This window comes from Curtobacterium sp. AB451, from assembly GCF_050585845.1.
In the GTDB taxonomy this organism is placed as follows: Bacteria; Actinomycetota; Actinomycetes; order Actinomycetales; family Microbacteriaceae; genus Curtobacterium.
On sequence record NZ_JBOBQG010000004.1, the window covers coordinates 71130 to 91604 of the forward strand.

Genomic DNA, 20475 nt, shown 5'->3' on the forward strand with positions numbered 1-20475 from the left:
GCCGGACGACTGGCGAGCCGGGCGGCGGTTAGGTTAGCCTCACCTTCGTCATGCTCGCCACTCTCGTCATCGGCCTCCGCGAAGGCCTCGAAGCGACCCTCATCGTCGGCATCATCGCCGCGTTCCTCCGTCGCAACCGCGTCCCCCTCGCCCCCATGTGGCTCGGCGTCGGGGTCGCCGTGGTGCTCAGCGTCGCCGTCGGCTTCGGCCTGCAGGTCGTCGAGCAGGCCCTGCCCCAGGCCCAGCAGGAGGGCATGGAGGCGATCATCGGCATCGTCGCCGTCGTCTTCGTCACGGGCATGATCGTCTGGATGCGCTCGCACGCGCGGAGCCTCACGACGGAGCTCGAGGCGAGTGCGACCGCGGCGCTCGGCCGCGGCACCGCCTGGGCCCTCGCCGGCATGGCCTTCCTCGCCGTCCTCAAGGAGGGCTTCGAGACCGCGGTCTTCCTGCTGGCGACGTTCCAGGCCTCGTCCGACACCGGGCTCGCGGCACTCGGTGCGGTGATCGGCATCGCGGGCGCCGTCGTCGTCGGGTACGGCATCTACACCGGCGGTGTCCGACTGAACCTGTCGAAGTTCTTCACCGGCACCGGGATCTTCCTCGTGTTCGTCGCCGGCGGGCTCGTGCTGACCGTGCTCCGCCGCGCGCACGAGGCCGGTTGGGTCGTCATCGGGCAGCAGCGCACGGTCGACCTCGGCTGGCTCGCGCCGAACGGGTCCGTGCAGGGCGCCCTCGTCACCGGCGTCCTCGGCATCCCGCCGGACCCCCGGGTCATCGAGGTCCTCGGCTGGGTGCTCTACGTCGTCCCCGTCCTCGCGATCTCGCTGTGGCCGCGCGCCTGGCGGCCGTCCCGCACCCGGGTGCCGGCCGTCCGGACCGCCGTGGCCGCCGTCCTCGCCGTCGCCGCCGCGACGCTCGCGATCGCCGTCCCCACGGGCAGCGTCGACCTGCCGCACACGACCGCCGTCACGGGCGGCGCCGGCTCCGTCACCGCACAGGTCGACGGGGCGACCGCGACCATGCGCACCAGCGGCACGGGCCGGGAGGCGCGGGTCGCCTTCCCGGCGTCGACCCACCGGAGCGTCACCCGGCAGGGCGTGACCGCCGACCGCTGGCGGCGGACCGAGGACGGGTCGGCCGCGCAGCGGCCGTCGAGCCTGACGCTCGATGACCTGGTCGACCTGTTCGGGCGCGTCCCCGTCGGGGTCTCGCCGAGCACGAACCCCGGGCCGTTCACGGCCCGCTGGGTGGTCCGCGACACCGTCACCCTGTGGACGGTCCGCGGTGGGGTCCTGGACGCGAGCCGCACCGAACGCACGGTGCTCACGATCGCCGGTGGGGGCCTCCCGTCCGCTCGCACCACGACCCTGGACCGCACCGTCTGGGCGGTCCCCGCCACGCGTGTCGCGCAGTCCGCGACGGCCGTCGCGTCCGCGGACAGCCGCACCGCGGAACTGCTGCTCTGGAAGGCCTGGCTGCCGATCGCCCTCGGCGTCGCCGCCGCTGCCCAGGCGCTGCTCGCGCTCCGCGATCGCCGTCGCCGGCCGGCCCCCACGACCCACACCCCCGAAACCGACCCGTCGCGCGGCCCACCCGCGGACGACCCCACGAGGAGCCCTGAGTATGCCGTTCGGTAGGACTACCCGCCCCCTGACCACCCTCGGCGCCCTGGGCGTCGTCACCGCCCTCGCCCTGACCGGCTGCGCGAACTCGTCCACGACGGCCGGTGACGGTGCGAGCAGCTCCGGCACGGTGTCCCGCGTCTCGGTCACGCTGACGAACGACGGCTCCGACACGTGCGCCGTGTCGACCACGAAGGTCCCCGCCGGGCCGGTCACGTTCACCGTCAAGAACGAGTCGTCGACCGCGATCACCGAGGTCGAGCTGCTGCAGGACCAGCGGATCCTCGGCGAGAAGGAGAACCTCGCGCCCGGGCTGGCCGCCGTGACGTTCACGGCCACGCTCACCGGCGGCAAGTACCAGGTGTACTGCCCCGGGGCCGACCGGGAGCTCACCGACTTCACCGTCACCGGCAAGGTGACCTCGACGGCGAACAGCAGCGCCGCGACCCTGCTCGACGAGGGCACGAAGGGCTACGCCGAGTACGTCGACGGGCAGGTCACCGACATGGTCGCCGCGGTCGAGCAGCTGCAGAAGGACGTCGACGCGGGCGACCTCGCCGCCGCGAAGACCGACTACGCGAACGCCCGTCCGTTCTACGAGCACGTCGAGAGCGACGTCGACGGCTTCGTGAAGAAGGGCTACAAGGCCACCGACAACGCCGGCAACCTCGACTACCTCATCGACATGCGGGCCTCGAACCTCGACCCGGCCGTCGGGTGGAGCGGGTTCCACGCGGTCGAGAAGGACCTGTTCCAGGCCGGCGCCATCACCGCGTCGACCAAGAAGACCGCCGCCGACCTGACCGAGAACGTGCAGCTGCTCGCGAAGCTCGTGCCGACCCTCGACTACAAGCCGGAGGACCTCGCGAACGGTGCCGCCGGCCTGCTCGAGGAGGTCCAGTCGAACAAGATCACCGGCGAGGAGGAGGCGTACAGCCACATCGACCTCGTCGACCTCGCCGCCAACGTCGAGGGTGCCCGCCAGGCGTTCGCGTACCTCAAGCCCGGCCTGACGAAGCTCGACCCGACGCTGACGAAGCAGATCGCGACGCAGTTCGACCGGACGAACACGCTCATGGACGGCTACCGCGACGCCGACGACCTGGGCGGGTTCGCCACCTGGGACGCCGCCACCAAGGCGTCCGACGCGAACACCATCTCGCAGCAGGTCCAGGCGCTGCAGGACCCGCTGTCCCGCCTCGCCGAGAAGGTCGCCACGGCGTGACGACCCCGCACGACGCGACGACCCCGCACGGCGCGACAGCCCCGGACGCCGTGACGACCCCGGACGACGTGACGACCACGCCCGACGAGCAGCCCCGCGACCAGGCGCGCCCGGCGTCGTTGTCCCGGCGCGGGCTCTTCGGCGCCGGCGTGACCGCGGGCGTCGCGGCGGCCGGAGCCGGCATCGGCGCGGCGGCTGGGGTGGCCGGGGCGACCGCCGCGACCGGGGTGAACCCGTTCACCGCGGCGACGAACGGCGACGAGTCGATCGACCTCTCCCAGAGCCACCCGTTCTACGCGACCGCCGCGCGGCAGCCGCAGGGCGGTGTCCGGACCGCGCCGCAGCGCTACTGCGTCTTCATGACGTTCGACCTGTCGTCGACCGTGACGACCGACCTGCAGGTGCTCCTCGCCAGGTGGTCGGCGTCGATCGCGCAGCTGCAGGCCGGCAAGACCGTCGGCAGCGTCGAACCCGCGCACGGCGACGGCGTCGGCGCGGACACGGGGGAGGCGCTCGACCTCGGTCCCGCGTCCCTGACCGTCACGGTCGGCCTCGGCCCGGGGCTCTTCGACGAGCGGTTCGGCCTGGCGTCGAAGCGACCGGAGCACCTCGCCGCGATCCCGACCCTGCCGAGCGACAACCTCGACGCCGGCCTCACCGGTGGGGACCTGTCCCTGCAGGCCTGCGCGGACGACCCGCAGGTGGCGTACCACGCGGTCCGCGACCTCGCCCGGATGGCAAGGGGCACCGCGACCGTCCGGTGGACGGTGCTCGGCTTCGGCCGGGCCTCGGCCGGTCCGGACCAGTCGACGCCCCGCAACCTGATGGGCTTCAAGGACGGCACCCGCAACATCACCACCGACGAGGACTACGACCGCTTCGTCTGGCTCGACGAACCGGGTCCCGGCGCCGGGTGGATGCGGGGCGGGACGTACCAGGTGGTGCGGAAGATCCGGATGAACATCGAGATCTGGGACGCGGACGTCGTCAGCGACCAGCAGCGCGTGTTCGGACGCACGAAGATCGAGGGCGCTCCGCTCTCGGGCGGCACCGAGCACACCACGCCGGACTTCGACGCCGCGCACCGGGACGGCACGACCAAGATCGACCCGAAGTCGCACATCGCGCTCGCCGCACACGAGGCGAACGGTGGCGTCAAGATCCTCCGTCGCGGCTACAACTACACGGACGGGCTGAACCAGTACGGGCAGCTCGACGCCGGGCTGCTCTTCGCCGCGTACATGAACGACCCTGCGCACTTCACGACGCTGCAGCGGAAGCTCGGCGCCTCGGACCGGCTGAACGAGTACGTGTCGCACATCGGGAGCGCGGTGTTCGCCGTCCCTCCGGCGCCGCGCAAGGGCTCGTACATCGGCGAGCAGCTCTTCCGCTGACGACGTGAGATGGGTGCCCTCCGTCGTTTCCCTGGAGACGGAGAGCACCCGCGTCGCGGAGTCCCCCGGTCGGAACCACCGTCCGGGATGAGAGGCGACCCAGCGCGACGCGTCGCGATGCGACAGGGCTGAGCGTACCCCGCAGATCGCCGGTCCAGCGGGGAACCACCGTGATGGGACACGTTGTCCCGGCCGCCCGCGGACCGTGTGTCGGTCCTGCGGGCCGGAACCGTGCCTCCTGGACCCACGAGAGCGGGTCGCCCCACGTGGGTGGGACGACCCGCTCGATGGCCGGGAGGCGCGGCGTCAGTCCGTCAGGTCCGTCGCCTCCGGCTCGGCGCGCTTCCGGCGGACGAGCGCCAGCGCCGCGAGACCCGCGAGGAGCAGCAGGCCCGCCGCGACGGCCGGGGCCACGATGTCGGCGCCGGTGAAGGCGAGCGCGCCACCGGCCTTCGCCGGGACCGCGCCGTCGACGATGCCGTCACCATCGGTGTCGCCACTGACCGTGTCACCCGTTCCGCCGCCCGCTCCCGGGGTCCCAGGGGTGCCGGGGTCGGTGGGATCGGTCGGGTCCGTCGGGTCCGTCGGGTCGACGGCTGCGGCGACCGGGATCGTCACCGCGAGCGTGATCGTCTGCCCGTCCGGCAGCGTGACGACGAGCGGCTCGTCGGTCGTGGCCGCCGGGGCGACGGCTGCGGCGAGGGTGGTCGTCGCGGCTGCCCGGCCGAGCGCGGTCGCGGGGGTCGCGGTCGCGCCGGGGACGAGGAACGACAGGGTCGCCCGTCCCTGCTCGTCCGTGGTGTCGATGATCGTCGTGTCGATCGCCGCGCGGTCGAGTTCCTCCCCACCCGCGCTGACCGTGACGGTGCCGCCCTGGTCGGGTTCGTTGCTGAACGTCAGCGAGGAGAGCTCGATGGTGACCCGGTCGCCCGGCTGGAACCCACCGTCGGGCGTCGCGGTCGTCCGGACGCCGGTCGAGCGCTGGTCGTCCGCGACGACCACCGAGGGGTTGGCCCGGAAGTACTCGACCTGTGCCTCGAGGTCCACCGTCCCGCTGTCCTGCTTGGCCGCTGCCCGCGTGAACGCCGCGAAGTTGTCGCCGCCCCCGGCGAGGAACGAGTTGACCGTGACCTTGTACGTCGTGTCGGCCACGATCGGCTCCCCGTCGAGGGTCATCGTCGTGACGTGCGAGCCCGCGGCTGCGTCCGGGTCGTAGGTGTACCCGAAGCCGTCCGAGGCGCCGAGCTTGAGGAACGGCCGGCTCGACCCGGTCGGCTGCCACTGCTCCTCGAGCGCCTGGCGGATCTGCGCGCCCGTCAGGTCGAGGACCACGAGGGTGTTGGCGAACGGCTGGACGACCGCGGCCTCCTTGTAGGTGACCGCGCCCGATGCGATGTCCGCGCGGAGCCCGCCGGGGTTCATGAACGCGAGTTGCGAGCCCTGTCGGGTGGTCGCGGCGCGCTGCACCTCGGCGACGAAGTTGCCCATGGTGGACTCGCCGCCGCGGTTCTCCGAACCGTTCGACTGGACGGCGCGCTTGAGGTCCCGGTCGACCGTGCCGAGCTCGACGGCACCGAGCTCGTCGGCCTCGGCCACGGCAGCGGAGACGGTGGCCTGCACGTCGGCGTCCGGTGTGAAGGTGCCGTCGACGAGCCGGATGTTCTCGGCCACGGACGGGGTGACCGTGCCGTCGGCCGCGACCTGCAGCTGCACGTGCCCGAGGTTGAAGCCGTACGAACCGGTCTGGATCACCGGACGCTCGACGTCGCTCCCCGTCGGGGCGACCCAGTGCACGTACGTCTGGTGCGTGTGGGCGGACAGGATCGCGGAGACTCGCGGGTCCACGCCCCGCACGGCCTTCGCGAACTCGGAGTCGCCGTCGAGGTCCGTCGCGGCGCTGCTCTCGGCGCCGTCGTGCACGAGCAGGACGAGGACGTCGGCCTCACCGTTGCCGTCGAGACCGTCGGTGAGGTCGGCCGCGACCTTGTTCACCTCGGTCGTGATGTCGCCCATCTCGAGCCCCTGGATGCCGTCCGGGCTCACGAGGCCCTGCCCGACGAGGTCGACCGTGGCGCCGATGAAGCCGACGCGCTTGCCGCTGATCTCCTCGATGGCGTAGGGGGCGAAGGCGGGCTCGCCGGTCGCCTTGTCCAGGATGTTCGCGGAGACGTAGTCCCACTCGGCCTTGCGTACACCCTCGCCCTGGCCGCCGATCACGCGGTCGCGCAGGTCGTCCTGGCCCTTGTCGAGCTCGTGGTTGCCGATCGCGCTGACCGACAGGTCCATCTGGTTCAGCACGTCGATCGTCGGCTGGTCGTCCTGGATGAAGGACTCGAAGGTCGAGCCGCCGATGTTGTCGCCCGCGCTCACGAACGCGCTCGTCGTGGGGTCGTCGCCCCGGAGCTCGTCGAGCGCCCCGGCGAGCACGGCCGCGCCCGCGGCGTCGCCGTCACGGGGCGGCGTGCTGATGGACTGCGCGATGCGGCCGTGGAAGTCGTTGACGTCGTAGAGGTCGATCGTGGTGTCCCCGTCGGCGGCCAGCGCGGCGGACGGGACGGACAGGGCGACGAGCACGCCGGCGGTGGCGAGTGCTGCGCCACCGACGAGGCGCCGTCGTCGGCGCGAGGAGGTGTGAGCGTTCATCGCCCACGAACCTATGAACTCGTACAGCGACGCGCCAGGGTGTGCCGCAACACGTCACGTGGTGTTCACACACGCAACACGCGGGCCGCACGCCGCTGGAGGCGTCAGGCGTCAGGCGTCAGGCGTCCCGCTCGTCACGGGATCTCCCGCCACGTGCCGTCGGCAGCGCTGCCGACCACGGCGTCGATGACGTGCGCGGCCCGGGCCCCGTCCGCGAACGTCGGGAGCCCGTCCGGCCAGCCCTCCGGGTCGGGCCCGCTCCGGACCGCCTCGTACGTGTCCGCGACGAACGCGGCGAACGCGTCGAGGTAGCCCTGCGGGTGCCCGGCCGGGACGACCGCCAGCCGGCGCTGGTCCGGGACGCCGAGCGACGGGTCCCGCACGACGATCTGCGCACCCCGCTCGTTGCCGAACCACGCCGACTCGGGCTGTTCCTGGTCGAAGGCGGCGGACCCGCGGGTGCCGTCCACCTCGAACCACAGCCGGTTCTTCCGACCGGACGCGACCTGCGAGATGACCACGTTGCCGATGCGCCCGGCGCCGGTCCGGAAGGTCGCGACGGCGGTGTCCTCGGTCGTCACCTCGGCGCGCTGCGAGGCGTCGGCGACCGGGTCGGGATCGGGGGAGCCGGAGAACGACGGACCGGACGCCGCCGGCCTGGTCGGGTAGACGATGTCGGTCGCCGCGGACACCGACGCGAACCGCTCACCCGTGACGAACTCGACCAGGTCGCACCAGTGCGACCCGATGTCGGCGAACGCCCGCGAGAGGCCGCCGGACCCCGCGTCGACCCGCCACGAGGACGCGTCCTCGTCGAGCATCCAGTCCTGCAGGTAGTGGCCGTGCACGGCGAGGAGTCGTCCGAGGTCGCCGTCGGCGATGCGACCGCGGATCTCGCGGATGATCGGGTGGTAGCGGTACACGAACGGCACGGTCGCGACGACACCGGCCCGACGAGCGGCCTCGACCAGTTCGTCGGCCTCGGCGGTGTCCATCGCGAGCGGCTTCTCGCAGACCACGTTGATGCCGGCGGAGACGACCGCGAGCGCCTGCGGGTGGTGCTGGTCGTTCGGCGTGCAGACGTGCACGACGTCCGGAGCGTCCGCGATCACCTCGTCGAGCGACGCGTAGCCACGGGGGAGGTCGAGCTGCGCGGCGACCTGCTCGGAACGGGACGGACTCCGGCCGAGCACGCCGAGGACCTCGGCCCCGGCCGCGCGGGCAGCCCGCGCGTGGACCCCGGCGATCATGCCGGTCCCGACCACGGCGACGCGCAGGCGTCGCTCTCCGTACCCACTGCTCATGGTGCTCCCTCGCGCCGGACTGGACCCACCGTACCGACGACTCCCGGCCACACGCCGGAACGCGTGAGTACGTTCTGGGGCATGTCGAGCCTCCAGACCTCCCTGCTCATCCTCGGTGCCAGCGGCGACCTGTCAAAGCGACTGCTGCTGCCGGGCCTCGCCACCCTCCTCGAGGTGAAGGACGACTGGGACGTCCAGCTCGTCGGCGCCGGTGTGGAGGACATCTCGGACGCCGACTGGAAGGCGCAGGTCCGGACGTCCTTCGAGAACGCGCAGGCGTCGAAGAACGAGGAGGACGAGGGGGCTGGCGACGGCGGCGAGCACCTCAGCAAGCGGCTCCTCGACGTCATCGACGCCTCGAGCTACCGCAAGGCCGACGTCACCGACGCGGACGACCTGCGCGCCCTGCTCGGCGTGTGCGAGCACGACCCCGCGATCTACTTCGCGCTGCCGCCCGCCGTGACCGAGAAGAGCTGCGAGGTGCTGAAGGAGCTCGACCTGCCGTCGGGGACCCGCCTGGCGCTCGAGAAGCCGTTCGGCACCGACGCCCAGAGCGCCGAGCACCTGAACGACGTCCTGCACTCGTTCCTCCCGGAAGAGCGGATCCACCGTGTCGACCACTTCCTCGGCCGCTCCACCGTCCTGAACCTGCTCGGCCTGCGGTTCGCGAACCGCATCATCGAACCGCTGCTGTCGTCCGCGCACGTCGCCCGCGTCGACATCGTCTACGACGAGACGCTCGGCCTCGAGGGGCGTGCGCGCTACTACGACAAGGCGGGCGCGCTCGTCGACATGATCCAGAGCCACCTGCTGCAGGTGATGGCCGTGGTCGCGATGGAGGCACCCGCCTCGATCGACGCGGACGACCTGCGCACCCAGAAGGAGCTCGTGCTCCGTGCCGTCCGCCCGTGGGGCGGTGACGTCGTCGCGGCCGGCAAGCGTGCCCGGTACACCGCGGGGACGATCGGCGACCGCTCGCTGCCGTCGTACACCGACGAGGACGGCGTGGACCCGGACCTCGGCACCGAGACGCTCGCACAGCTCACCCTCGAGATCGCGAACTGGCGCTGGGCCGGCGTGCCGTTCACGCTCCGCTCCGGCAAGGCCCTCGCCGCGCAGCGCCGCGAGATCGTCATCACCTTCAAGGACTCGCCGCACGTGCCCGTCGGTCTCACCGGCGCCGAGCTCCCGGACCGGCTCCGGATCTGGATCGCCCCCGACGAGATGCAGCTCGAGCTGAACGTGAACGGGGCCGGCGACCCGTACTCGATCGACCACACGAGCCTCGACGTCACCTTCAACCCCGGACGGCTGAGCGCCTACGGCGAGGTGCTGGCCGGCGTGCTCGAGGGCGACGCGACCCTCTCCGTCCGCGGGGACAGCGCCGTGCAGGGGTGGAAGGTCGTCGAGCCGTTCCTGCAGGCGTGGCGCAGCGGGAAGACACCGCTGGACGAGTACGCCGCGGGCTCCGAGGGACCCGTTTCCTGGGACAACATCGACTGCTGACGGTCCGCGCGGCGTAGGTTCCGAGGCGTGACCACGATCGACGACGTCCTGCAGACCGTTCCAGAACCCGCCGGAGCCGACGTGCGCGTCGACGCCGTCCGCTACGACCACGAGGGCACCGCGTTGCTCGGCGTGCTGGCGAAGGACGCCGCGATCGCGGGCCGACGCCCGGCCGTCCTCGTCGTGCACGACTGGCACGGCGTGAACGAGCACGTCGAGGCCCGCGTGACGATGCTCGCCCGGCTCGGGTACGTGGCGTTCGGCGCCGACGTCTACGGCGAGGGCGTCCGGCCGGGCGACGACACGGCTGCCGAGGTCGCAGGGTCGTACTACCAGGACCTCCCGCTCATGCGCGCCCGCGTGCAGGCCGGCCTCGACCGTCTGCTCGAGGACCCCGACGTCGACCCGACCAAGGTCGTCGTGATGGGGTACTGCTTCGGGGGATCCGCGGCCCTCGAACTCGCACGCACCGGAGCCGACCTCCTCGGCGCGGTGTCGTTCCACGGTGGCCTCATCGTGCACGACCCCTCCGACGCGTCCGCGATCCGCGCGAAGCTGCTGGTGCTCACCGGTGCATCCGACCCGGTCGTCCCCGACGAGACCGTCGTCGCGTGGGAGGACGAGATGCGTGCAGCACCCGAGGTCGACTGGCAGCTCGTGAGCTACGCCGGCGCCATGCACGCCTTCGCGGTGCCCGGGACGGACGCGCCGGACCACGGTGCCCAGTACCAGGCACGCGCCGACCGCCGCTCGTGGCGTGCGCTCGAGGTGTTCCTCGCCGAGGTCTTCGACGAGGAGCTCGCCGCGCACTGAGGCCGACACGCCGACGGGGGCGCTCGGGCGGCCTCGATTGGCGCCCGAGCCGCAGCTGTTGTAGAGTCTTCCACGGCCGCAAGGCCACGCGCTCGTAGCTCAATGGATAGAGCATCTGACTACGGATCAGAAGGTTGGGGGTTCGAGTCCCTTCGAGCGCACAGCATCACCGAACCGATCGAAGGCCCCGTCGCACCGCGACGGGGCCTTCGTCGTTCCGTCGGACGGCCTACCCGCCGTACTCCGCGCAGCTGTCGGTGCCGCTGAAGCAGGCGGGGACGTCCCTGCGGGGACCGTCGGAGTCGTCCGGAAGGTGCCACCGGCCCTGCGGCACCTGGCCGACGTACCCGGCGGCGAGGACGATCGGCACCATCACCAGCGCGACGACGACCACGACGCGCCGACCCCGTCGGACCCCGGTGACCAGCGCGGCGAGGAACGCGACGACGCCGAGCACGAGCAGGCCCTCGTACGTCCGGATCGCAGCCGGTCCCTCGACGTTGTCGTCGAAGAGCCGAAGGGTGGAAACGAGGTTCACGAGCAACGCGACCGGGACGGCGCAGAGGACCAGGACGGCGCCGAGCGCGACCCGACGCTCCACGCGCGCGCCCCGACCCCGTCGACGTTCCTGCTCGAGCCGTGCGTACTCCTCGGCCACCCGTTCACTCGCCCGCGTCACGAGCTGAGTCTCGCACGGCCGTGTGCCGTTCAGGCCAGCGGCTCCGGCAACCGGAGGGAGTGCGCCGAGGTCCTCCCGCACGAACGTCGCGAGGGCAGCTGGGCTCTCGAACCCGCCAGCGGGGTTCGAGTCCCTTCGAGCGCACAGCACCACCGAACCGAATGAAGGCCCCGTCGCACCGCGACGGGGCCTTCGTCGTTCCGCCGCGCACTTCGTCGCGGACGGACGGGAGGCGCGGTGCCAGCTGGCACCGCGCCTCCCGTCCCTCAGCAGAGCGCGTCGACTACGCGGCCTGCGCGCGCGCCTCGGCCAGCGTCGGGTAGTCGGTGTAGCCCTCGGCCGTCGCGCCGTAGAAGAACTCGGGACGCGGCTCGTTGAGCTCGGTGTCCTGCTCCCAGCGGTACGCGAGGTCCGGGTTCGCGATCGCCGCACGACCGACCCCGACGGCGTCTGCGTGACCGCCCTCGACGAGGGCGATCGCCTCGTCGCGGGTCGTCAGCGCGCTGAAGCCGGAGTTGGCGACGAGCGGAGCGCCCGCGGTCCGGCGGATGTGCTGCACGAGGTCGCCGGTCGGCTCGGCGTGCAGGACGTCGACGAAGGCGAGACCGAGCGGTGCGAGGCCCTCGGCGATGGCGGTGTAGACCGCGCGGACGTCAGCCGGGTCGCTCTCGAGGACACCCTGGATCCCGTGCTCGGGGGAGAGGCGGATGCCGGTGCGGTCGGCGCCGACGGCCTCGGCGACGGCCGTGGTGACCTCGATCGCGAAGCGGGCGCGGTTCTCGGGCGAGCCGCCGTACTCGTCGGTGCGCGTGTTCGACGCTGCCGACATGAACTCGTGCACGAGGTAGCCGTTCGCCCCGTGCACCTCGATGCCGTCGAGTCCGGCGGCGATCGCGTTGCGGGCGGCGCGGACGAAGCCCTGCACGGCCTCGTGGACCTCGTCGGTGGTCAGGGCGTGCGGGACGGGCATGTCGGCCTTCGAGCCGTCCGGCAGGTGGGTCTGCCCCGGAGCGGCGATCGCCGACGGCGCGACGATGCGCGGGGTGGCGGAGATGGCGGTGTGGGAGACGCGGCCACCGTGCATGAGCTGCATCACGATGCGGCCGCCCTCGGCGTGCACGGCGTCGGCCACGCGGCGCCAGCCGGCGATCTGCTCGTCGGTCTCGATGCCGGGCTGGCCGGGGTACGAGCGGCCTTCCTGCACGGGCCAGGTGCCCTCGGTGACGATGAGGCCGAGGCCGGCGCGCTGGGCGTAGTGCTCCACGAGCAGGTCGTTCGGGACGCCGTGCTCGCCCGCGCGGGTGCGCGTGAGGGGCGCCATGACGATGCGGTTCGACAGGGGGAGTGCGCCGAGTTCGGCGGGTTCGAAGAGCTTCACGCGGGGATGGAACGAGGTGTTGCCGTGTGCAATTCCCGCTCCGTGCGGATCGTCAGGATCTGGGGCACACGAGCGTCGACGAGCGCACCTGGCCCTCGGGTCGGATCACCTGGTGCAGCGAGAGGGGCTGGCCGCAGATCGGGCAACCGCGGTCGACGGTGCGGTCGTCGACGCCCTCGGGGTGCCCGGCGCCGATCTGCGACGGACCCATCTTGGCGATGAGGGTGCTGTTCCATCGTTCGTACCACTGCCCGAAGCGACCCATGGTCATCCCTTTCGTTCGTACACGAACCATTGTGCCACGAACGGCTGCGGAGCACATCGCCGATCCCGGGATCGGTCACACCGCGTCGACGCGCTCGAGCAGTTCGGTGAGCTCGTCCTTCAGCGCTTCGAGGCGTTCCAGCGGCCAGCCGAGGCGGTCGGCGACTGCGAGGGGGACCGCCCGGGCCTGTTCGCGCAGGGAGCGCCCGGCGACGGTGAGGGAGACCTCGAGCTGGCGCTCGTCCGTGGTGCTCCGGATGCGGCGGACGTACCCGGACGCCTCGAGGCGCTTGAGCAGCGGGCTCAGGGTCGCGGAGTCGAGGCGGAGTTCGCGGGCGATCTCGCGCACCGATCGCGGGTCCTGCTCCCACAGGGCGAGCATCACGAGGTACTGCGGGTGCGTCAGGCCCATGGGCTCGAGCAGGTCGCGGTAGAGCCCGATGACGCTCCGGCTCGTGGCCGCGAGCGCGAAGCAGAGCTGGCGGTCGAGGGCGAGCGGGTCGACGTCGGTCTCGGTCATCCGTCCACTGTACCGTTCGTGCGCGAACGAGTGGGCGGTGCGGGGCTGGTTGCGTGAGAGGGGGGCGCGCGTGCAACCTGCGACATCGTCGGCGTCGTACGACATCGGTCCTGTCGCTCGTGGGCGGACGCAACTGTTGCACGCGCGGAGTGACGACATCGTCGCTGTCGTGCGACATCGGCGATGTCGTTCCGGCTCGGCAGACGGGCGCCGGCCGCGACGCACAGGAGGCGCGGGTCGACCCGTGTGGGTCGACCCGCGCCTCCTGGGTGGTCGCGCCGTGACTACGCGCGGTGCGCCGGCGGGTGCCCGGACTCATGCGCGTTCGCGTCCGGCTCCACCGGCAGCGCGTGCGAACCGGTGTGGGTGCTCTCGCGCCCGCCGGTCGGGTGCGACCGCTCGAGCTTCGCGCCCTCGACGTCGACGTCCGGCACGATCCGGTCGAGCCACTTCGGGAACCACCACGCGCTCTCGCCGAGCAGGTGCATCGCGGCCGGGATGAGCAGCATGCGGACGACGAAGGCGTCGATGAGCACGCCGAACGCCAGCCCGAAGCCGATCGGCTTGATGGTCGAGGAGTCCGAGAAGATGAAGCCCGCGAACACCGAGATCATGATGATCGCGGCCGCCGTGACCACCGCGCGACCGGCGTGCAGTCCGCGCTGGACCGCGACCTTCGCGCTCGCGCCGTGGGCGTACGCCTCGCGCATGCCCGACACCAGGAAGAGCTGGTAGTCCATCGCGAGTCCGAACAGGATGCCGATCTCGATGATGGGCAGGAAGCTCAGGATCGGTGCGGGGTCGTGCACCCCGAACACGCTGCCGAGCCAGCCCCACTGGTAGATCGCGGTCAGGCCACCGAACGACGCGAGGACGGACAGGATGAAGCCGGCCGTCGCGGTGATCGGCACGAGGAACGACCGGAACACGATGATGAGGATGATGAGCGAGAGCCCGACGACCACCACGAGGTAGAGCGGCAGCACGTTCGAGAGCTTCTCGGACACGTCGATGTTCGCGGACGCGTTGCCGGCGACGCCGAGCGTGACCTTGCCGTCGTCGGTGGAGACGGTCTGCTCGCGGAGGTCCCTGACGAGGGTCTCGGTGGAGACGCTGTCCGGACCGCCGGCGGGCTTCACCTGGAACGCGATGATGTCACGGTCCTTCGAGGCGCCGATCGGCAGGACGGCCGTGACGTCGTCGTTCTTCGCGATCGCCTCGCCGATGGTGACCTCGGTCGCGGTGACGTCGTCCTTGCTGACCGCGTCCGGCAGGGTCGCGACGACGAGGAGCGGGCCGTTCTGGCCGGCGCCGAACTCGTCGTCGAGGGCCTTGTAGGCCTTGTACTGGCTGGAGTCGACCGACTCGGACGCACCGGTCGGCAGGCCGAGGCGCATCTGCGTGGCGGGGAGCGCGATCGTGCCGAGCACCGCGACGCCGGCGACGAGCGTGATGACCGCGCGCCAGGTCGACATCGGCTTGTTCGGCACCCGGGTCGAGTCGGTGTTGCCGATCTTCGCGCGCTCCTTCTTCCGGAGGATCCGCATGCCGATGAGGGACAGCAGCGCCGGGGTGAAGGAGGTCGCGATGAGGATCGCGAAGAACACCGCGACCGCGCCGACGGTGCCCATGAGACCGAGGAACGGGATGCCCGTGATGTTCAGCGCGAGGAGCGCGACGATGACGGTCGCGCCGGCGAAGACCACGGCGTTGCCGGAGGTGCCGTTCGCGAGCCCGATGGACTCGTGCACGCCCATGCCCTGCTTCAGCTGGGTCCGGTGTCGGTTCAGGATGAAGAGCGAGTAGTCGATGCCGACCGCCAGGCCGAGCATCACCCCCAGCACCGGCGTGACCGAGATGAACTCGACGAGGCTCGAGAACGACAGGGCCGCGAGGGACGCGACGCCGACGCCGAGCACGGCGGAGACGAGCGGGACGGCCGCGCCGATGATCGTGCGGAGCATGAGGAACAGCACGATCGCGGCGATGATCACGCCGCCGATCTCGCCCGGACCGAGGATCGACGGGACGCCCTGGGCGATGTCGTTCGAGACGTACACGTCGACGCCTGCGATGTCGGCCGACTCGGCGTCGTCGGCGATCTGGGTCTTCGTGTCGGCGGGGACCTCGTAGGTCGACTTCGTGAACTGCACGGTGCCGATGACGGCGCTGCCGTTCGACGACACGAAGCGGATGTCCTTCGACAGGTCGAGGAGCTTCGAGCCCTGTTCGAGCTCCTGCTCGCTCGCGTCGAGCTTCTTCGTGTTCGCGTCGATCTGCTGCTGCGCGGCCTCGAGCTGCTGCTCGCCCGAGGTGATCTGCTGCTGCTGCGCGTCGATCTGCGCCTGCGCCTGCGCGAGCTGCGCCTGGGCGGCGGCCGCGGCGGCGGCTCCGGCTGCCTCGGCCTGGGCCTTCTTCGCGTCCAGCTGGGCCTGCGCGCTGGCGATCTGCTCCTTGGCGGACGCCAACTGCGACTGCTGCGCGTCGAGCTCCTTCTGACCGCTCTCGATCTTCGCGCGGCCGTCGGTGATCTGCTCGCGGCCGTCGACGATCTTCTGCCGCTGGTCGTCGAGCTGCTGCTGCGTGTCGAAGCCGCTCGTGGCGCCCTTGACGCCGTCGAGCTGCTCGACCTTCTGCAGGAAGTCCGCGACGTCGGACTTCTGGGTGTCCGTGAACGCCTTGCCGTTCGTCGTCTCGAAGACGATCGTGCCGGTGCCGCCGTTCGCCGACGGGAACTTGTCGGCGAGCTCGTCCTGCACCTGGCTCGTCTTGGTGTTCGGGATCGTGATCGACGACGAGATGGTGCCGGCGAACAGCGAGTACGTGACACCGGCGATGCCCATGATCACGATCCAGGCGATGATCACGAGCCAGTGGCGTCGCGCGGAGAACCGTCCGAGACGGTAGAGGAGACCGGCCATGCGGTTGCCCCGATCCTTTCGTTGTCAGCTGCTGTGGTGCGGGGTGCGCCGGTGGACCCCTGGGGAGGGAGGTGTCAGTCGTCGGCCATGTAGCCGCTGCGGACGCTGTGCACGAGTCGTGCGAGCAGGGCGTCCCAGGCGTCGATCGCGTCCGGGTCGAGGCGGGGTCCGGTCGTCGTGAGCCAGTGGTCGGCGATCACGACGATCCCGCTCATCAGGGACTCGACGAGGAGTGCGGCGTCGAGTGCGTCGGCGGCCGGGTGGCGTCGGGCGACCTCGTCACGGAGCCGTTCGGTGACCCGTGCGAAGGCGGTCTGGGTGAGCACCGCGGCCTTGGGGTCGTCCTTGCCGGGGTCGCCGAGGATCCGGTACATCCCGGCGATCGCGGGCGCCAGGTCGGCACCGCGCGCGGCGGACTCGAGCTCGTCGAACATCGACGAGCGGCTGCCGTCGCCGACCGGGGTCTTCGCCATGTCGGCGAGGAAGCGGTCGATGATGACCGAGAGCTCCTGCTCGCAGACGGCGAGCAGGACCTCGTCGAGAGACCCGAAGTGGTTGAAGACCGTCCGGCGAGCGATGTCGGCCCGGGACGCCAGGTCGTCGACGCTGAACTCGCGGCCACCGCGCTCGTCGATCAGGTCGCGAGCGGCCCGCAGGATCGCCGCGCGGTGCTTCGCCTTGAGGGCAGCGCGGCGGTCGATCGACAGGGTCACGACGACGACACTAGGTGCATCGATGCACTCGGTGCAACGATCTGGAGTGCATCCTCAGGGACGTCCCCCGACACGGAAACGCGGTTCTGAACCGATGTGCACGTGGTTGACTGGGCCGAGCACCTCCGCCGTACGAAGGAGTACCGATGCCCGTCCGCCTGTCCCCGGAGACCCTCGACGAGATCGCCGCGAGCGGTGTCGCCGTCCCGACCTACGACCGCGACGGGATCACGGCCGGCATCGTGCACTTCGGCGTCGGCGGCTTCCACCGGGCGCACCAGGCGATGGTGATCGACCGGCTGCTCCAGCGGGGCGAGGGCCGCGAGTACGGCATCTGCGGCGTCGGCGTCCTCGAGCAGGACCGCCGGATGGCCACGGCGATGGCCGAGCAGGGCGGGCTGTACACGCTCGTCCTCAAGCACCCCGACGGCACCCGCGAGTCCCGCGTGATCGGCAGCATCGTCGACTACCTGCTCGCCGTCGACGACCCCGACGCCGTCGTCGAGAAGATGGCGCACCCGGACACCCGGATCGTCAGCCTGACCATCACCGAGGGCGGCTACAACTTCGACCACGTCACCGGCGAGTTCGTCGCCGACGAGCCGGGCGTCGCAGCCGACCTGCGCGGCGACGGCCCGCCGCACACCGTGTTCGGACTCGTCGTCGAAGCCCTGCGGCGCCGGCGGGACCGTGGGCTGGAGCCCTTCACCGTGATGTCCTGCGACAACATCCAGGGGAACGGGCACGTCGCCCGCGAGATGTTCACCGCCTACGCCCGGCTGCAGGACCCGGCGTTCGCCGACTGGATGGACGAGCACGTCTCGTTCCCGAACTCGATGGTGGACCGGATCACCCCGGTCACCGCCGACGAGGACCGCGCCTGGGTCCGCGACGAACTCGGCATCGAGGACGCCTGGCCGGTCGTCGCCGAACCGTTCTTCCAGTGGGTGCTCGAGGACGACCACCCGGCAGGCCGCCCGCCGTACGAGCAGGCCGACGTCCAGATCGTCGACGACGTCGAGCCGTACGAGCTCATGAAGCTCCGACTCCTCAACGCCAGCCACCAGGGCCTGTGCTACTTCGGGTACCTGTCCGGGTACCGCTACGCGCACGAGGCCACGCAGGACCCGGCGATCGCGACCTTCCTGCGCCGCTACATGGACGAGGAGGGCACCCCGACCCTGCACCCGGTGCCCGGCATCGACCTCGAGGACTACAAGTCCACCCTCATCGAGCGCTTCCAGAACCCCGAGGTCCGCGACACCCTCGCCCGCCTCTGTGCCGAGTCGAGCGACCGCATCCCGAAGTGGCTGCTGCCGGTGGTGCGCGAGAACCTCGCCGCCGACCGACCCGTCACCCTGTCCGCGGGCATCGTGGCCTCGTGGGCCCGCTACGACGAGGGCACCGACGAGTCCGGCGAGCCGATCCGGATCGTGGACCGGCTGGCCGACGAACTGCACCGCATCGCGCTCACCCAGCGGGACGACCGGCTCGCCTTCATCCGGAACCGGCAGGTGTTCGGGGACCTGGTGGACGACGAGCGGTTCGTCGCGGCCTACCGCGACGCCCTCGACGGGCTGATCGCGGACGGCGCGCACGCGACGGTGACGCGCCTGTCGCGTTCCTGAGACGCGACCGTCCACGGGCCTGGAGGCGCGGTGCCGGCCCGCACCGCGCCTCCAGGCCCGTCCCGTGGTGCGTCCAGGGCGCTAGGGTCGCGTCGTGAACCGGACCGACCGCCTGTACGCGCTCGTCGAGGAGCTGCGCGCGGCGGCACCCGGCCGGCGGAGCGCCCGTCGCCTGGCCGAGCACTTCGGGGTGAGCGTCCGCACCGTCGAGCGGGACCTGCGCGCGCTGCAGGAGGCCGGCCTGCCGATCTGGTCCGAGCCGGGACGCACCGGCGGGTACACCATCGACGCCCGTGCGACGCTCCCGCCCCTCGGGTTCACGGTGGACGAGGCGCTCGCCGTGGCGATCGGCCTCGGGACCCTCGGTGCGAGCCCCTTCCGCGACGCCGCCAGGAGCGCGGCGCGCAAGGTCACCGCGGTCCTCGCCGAGGACGACGCCCGACGGACGGCCCGACTCGCCGCACGGGTGCTCCTGCTCGAGGCGGGGGACCGGACTCCGGGACCCGTCGCCCTCGCGGGGGCGCTCACGAGCGGACGCGTGGTGCGGATGCGGTACCGCGACGCGAGCGGCACCGAGACCGACCGCACGGTCGAACCGCTCGGGTACGTCGGCAAGGGGGAGGACTGGTACCTCGTCGCCTGGTGCCGACTGCGCGACGGGGTCCGGGCCTTCCGCGGGGATCGGGTGCTGGCCGTCGAGGAGACCGACGAGGCCGCGCCGCCGCGGGTCGTCCGGATCGAGGAACTCGACATCCCGCACGGGGTGCTCCGACCCGTCCTCGGAGACTGACGGACCGATCTGCCGGAACACCGACAGGACGGTGTCGCGGACGCCGAGGATGCTCGTCCCCGGGTGGCCACGGAGGTCACCCGGGAAGGCACACCGTGGAGTTCGCATCGATCCGCATCATCACCGAGGATCTGGAGGGGATGGTGGCGTTCTACGAGCGCGTCACCGGCACCACCGCCCGACGTCCGGCCCCGGTCTTCGCCGAGATCGTGACCGGCGGCCTCGTGCTCGCGCTCGCGACGCCGGCGACGGTCGCGATGCTCGGCGTCGACGCGCCACAGGCTGGTGTCGCGGGCAGTGCGATCGTCGAGTTCCTCGTGGCGGACGTGGACGCCGCCTTCGGTCGCCTGCAGGACGGGCTCGGCGACGTGGTGCTGCCGCCGACGACGATGCCGTGGGGCAACCGGTCCGCGCTCGTCCGGGACCCGGACGGCACGCTGGTGAACCTGTTCAGCCGTCCCGCGTGACCGTTCCGGTTCGGGGATCCCGGGGATCGCGAACCGGGACGGTCAGCGCTCGTCGTCGTCCCACGGCACCGGCGTGGTCGTGCCGGTCTCCCAGTCTCGCCGGAGCACGCCGTAGCCGACGGACGCGACGGGGTGTCCACCCTCGACTGGCCAGCCCTCGCGGTAGTGCGCCTCCTTCACCCAGCCCGCACGGACGAACACGCGCCGCATCGCGACGTTGTCCTCGCGCGTCTGCCCCTCGAAGCGCGTGACGGCGGGCAGGGTGGTGAACACGTGGTCCGTCGTCGCACGGAGCGCGGGCACACCGAGGCCACGGCCGCGGAACCGGCCGGCGATGCGGAGGTCGAAGAGCGGCACCGGGTCCTCGAGGTCCTCGAGCCGGACGATCCCGACCCGCCCGAGCTCGGCGTGCTCGAGCCAGTACGTGTCGTGCTCGCCGTCACGGTAGGCGCCGGCGTCGACCGCGGCCTCGGCGTCGGCGCGGGCGATGGTGCGCCGGACGTGGAACGGGAACTCCTCGCTCGTGAGGAACGCGATCAGGTCGGCGCGGTCGGCGCCGGTCGGGTCGAGACGGACGAGCGTGACGGCGGTCATGCAGGCCACGG

General features: G+C 71.7%; 17 protein-coding genes and 1 tRNA gene. 9 read left to right on the forward strand and 9 right to left on the reverse strand.

Annotation, left to right across the window (positions count from 1 at the left end):
* The first annotated feature begins 50 nt into the window (after nt 1-50).
* The 3 genes from efeU to efeB are packed head-to-tail and all read left to right on the forward strand — an operon-like array spanning nt 51 to nt 4244.
* Nucleotides 51-1640, forward strand: coding sequence for an iron uptake transporter permease EfeU (gene efeU, locus ACQXVK_RS10270; protein ID WP_430853499.1), 1590 nt, complete (start codon nt 51-53; stop codon nt 1638-1640).
* A complete protein-coding gene (efeO, locus tag ACQXVK_RS10275; protein ID WP_430853500.1) occupies nt 1627-2850 on the forward strand; it encodes an iron uptake system protein EfeO in 1224 nt (407 codons plus the stop codon). Before efeU ends, efeO begins: the two co-directional genes overlap by 14 nt.
* A complete protein-coding gene (gene efeB, locus ACQXVK_RS10280; protein ID WP_430853501.1) occupies nt 2847-4244 on the forward strand; it encodes an iron uptake transporter deferrochelatase/peroxidase subunit in 1398 nt (465 codons plus the stop codon). The genes efeO and efeB overlap by 4 nt, the downstream gene beginning before the upstream one ends.
* Nucleotides 4245-4550: 306 nt before the next feature.
* Here the strand turns inward: efeB and ACQXVK_RS10285 are convergent, their stop codons facing one another.
* Nucleotides 4551-6887 (reverse strand): bifunctional metallophosphatase/5'-nucleotidase, encoded by a 2337-nt coding sequence (locus tag ACQXVK_RS10285; RefSeq protein ID WP_430853502.1) that lies wholly within the window; start codon nt 6885-6887, stop codon nt 4551-4553.
* A gap of 134 nt (nt 6888-7021) precedes the next feature.
* Nucleotides 7022-8191 carry a Gfo/Idh/MocA family protein gene (locus ACQXVK_RS10290; protein WP_402267426.1) on the reverse strand — a complete coding sequence of 390 codons (1170 nt, stop codon included), beginning with the start codon at nt 8189-8191 and terminating at the stop codon, nt 7022-7024.
* Nucleotides 8192-8272: 81 nt separating this feature from the next.
* Here ACQXVK_RS10290 and ACQXVK_RS10295 point away from each other — a divergent pair, with 81 nt between their 5' ends.
* The 3 genes from ACQXVK_RS10295 (at nt 8273) to ACQXVK_RS10305 (ending at nt 10671) form a co-directional block, all read left to right on the forward strand.
* Nucleotides 8273-9697 carry a glucose-6-phosphate dehydrogenase gene (locus ACQXVK_RS10295; protein ID WP_430853503.1) on the forward strand — a complete coding sequence of 475 codons (1425 nt, stop codon included), beginning with the start codon at nt 8273-8275 and terminating at the stop codon, nt 9695-9697.
* 27 nt (nt 9698-9724) lie between these two features.
* Nucleotides 9725-10510: a dienelactone hydrolase family protein gene (locus ACQXVK_RS10300; RefSeq protein ID WP_430853504.1), complete on the forward strand. Its 786-nt coding sequence runs from the start codon at nt 9725-9727 to the stop codon at nt 10508-10510.
* Between the two features lie 88 nt (nt 10511-10598).
* Nucleotides 10599-10671: transfer RNA gene (locus tag ACQXVK_RS10305), tRNA-Arg, on the forward strand.
* Nucleotides 10672-10739: 68 nt separating this feature from the next.
* Here the strand turns inward: ACQXVK_RS10305 and ACQXVK_RS10310 are convergent.
* From ACQXVK_RS10310 to ACQXVK_RS10335, 6 genes are all read right to left on the reverse strand, one after another.
* Nucleotides 10740-11189: a hypothetical protein gene (locus ACQXVK_RS10310; protein WP_430853505.1), complete on the reverse strand. Its 450-nt coding sequence runs from the start codon at nt 11187-11189 to the stop codon at nt 10740-10742.
* Between the two features lie 283 nt (nt 11190-11472).
* Nucleotides 11473-12567 (reverse strand): alkene reductase, encoded by a 1095-nt coding sequence (locus ACQXVK_RS10315; protein ID WP_430853506.1) that lies wholly within the window; start codon nt 12565-12567, stop codon nt 11473-11475.
* Between the two features lie 52 nt (nt 12568-12619).
* Nucleotides 12620-12838: a hypothetical protein gene (locus ACQXVK_RS10320; protein WP_022905332.1), complete on the reverse strand. Its 219-nt coding sequence runs from the start codon at nt 12836-12838 to the stop codon at nt 12620-12622.
* Nucleotides 12839-12907: 69 nt separating this feature from the next.
* Nucleotides 12908-13351 carry a MarR family winged helix-turn-helix transcriptional regulator gene (locus ACQXVK_RS10325; RefSeq protein ID WP_430853507.1) on the reverse strand — a complete coding sequence of 148 codons (444 nt, stop codon included), beginning with the start codon at nt 13349-13351 and terminating at the stop codon, nt 12908-12910.
* 284 nt (nt 13352-13635) lie between these two features.
* The gene (locus ACQXVK_RS10330; protein WP_430853508.1) at nt 13636-16272 is read right to left on the reverse strand and encodes an MMPL family transporter; all 2637 of its coding nucleotides are present in this window, start codon (nt 16270-16272) and stop codon (nt 13636-13638) included.
* Nucleotides 16273-16346: 74 nt separating this feature from the next.
* Complete coding sequence (locus ACQXVK_RS10335) at nt 16347-16985, reverse strand: TetR/AcrR family transcriptional regulator (protein WP_022905330.1); 639 nt, start codon at nt 16983-16985, stop codon at nt 16347-16349.
* Between the two features lie 146 nt (nt 16986-17131).
* On the opposite strand from ACQXVK_RS10335, the gene ACQXVK_RS10340 reads away from it, so the two are divergent.
* The 3 genes from ACQXVK_RS10340 to ACQXVK_RS10350 all read left to right on the forward strand — a co-directional run bounded on the left by ACQXVK_RS10340 (nt 17132) and on the right by ACQXVK_RS10350 (nt 19870).
* Nucleotides 17132-18613 (forward strand): mannitol dehydrogenase family protein, encoded by a 1482-nt coding sequence (locus ACQXVK_RS10340; protein WP_430853509.1) that lies wholly within the window; start codon nt 17132-17134, stop codon nt 18611-18613.
* 94 nt (nt 18614-18707) lie between these two features.
* Complete coding sequence (locus ACQXVK_RS10345; protein ID WP_430853510.1) at nt 18708-19403, forward strand: helix-turn-helix transcriptional regulator; 696 nt, start codon at nt 18708-18710, stop codon at nt 19401-19403.
* A 95-nt stretch (nt 19404-19498) separates the two neighbouring features.
* A complete protein-coding gene (locus ACQXVK_RS10350) occupies nt 19499-19870 on the forward strand; it encodes a VOC family protein (protein WP_430853511.1) in 372 nt (123 codons plus the stop codon).
* Nucleotides 19871-19912: 42 nt separating this feature from the next.
* Here ACQXVK_RS10350 and ACQXVK_RS10355 read toward each other — a convergent pair whose 3' ends face one another.
* A complete protein-coding gene (locus tag ACQXVK_RS10355; protein WP_430853512.1) occupies nt 19913-20464 on the reverse strand; it encodes a GNAT family N-acetyltransferase in 552 nt (183 codons plus the stop codon).
* Nucleotides 20465-20475 lie beyond the last annotated feature (11 nt).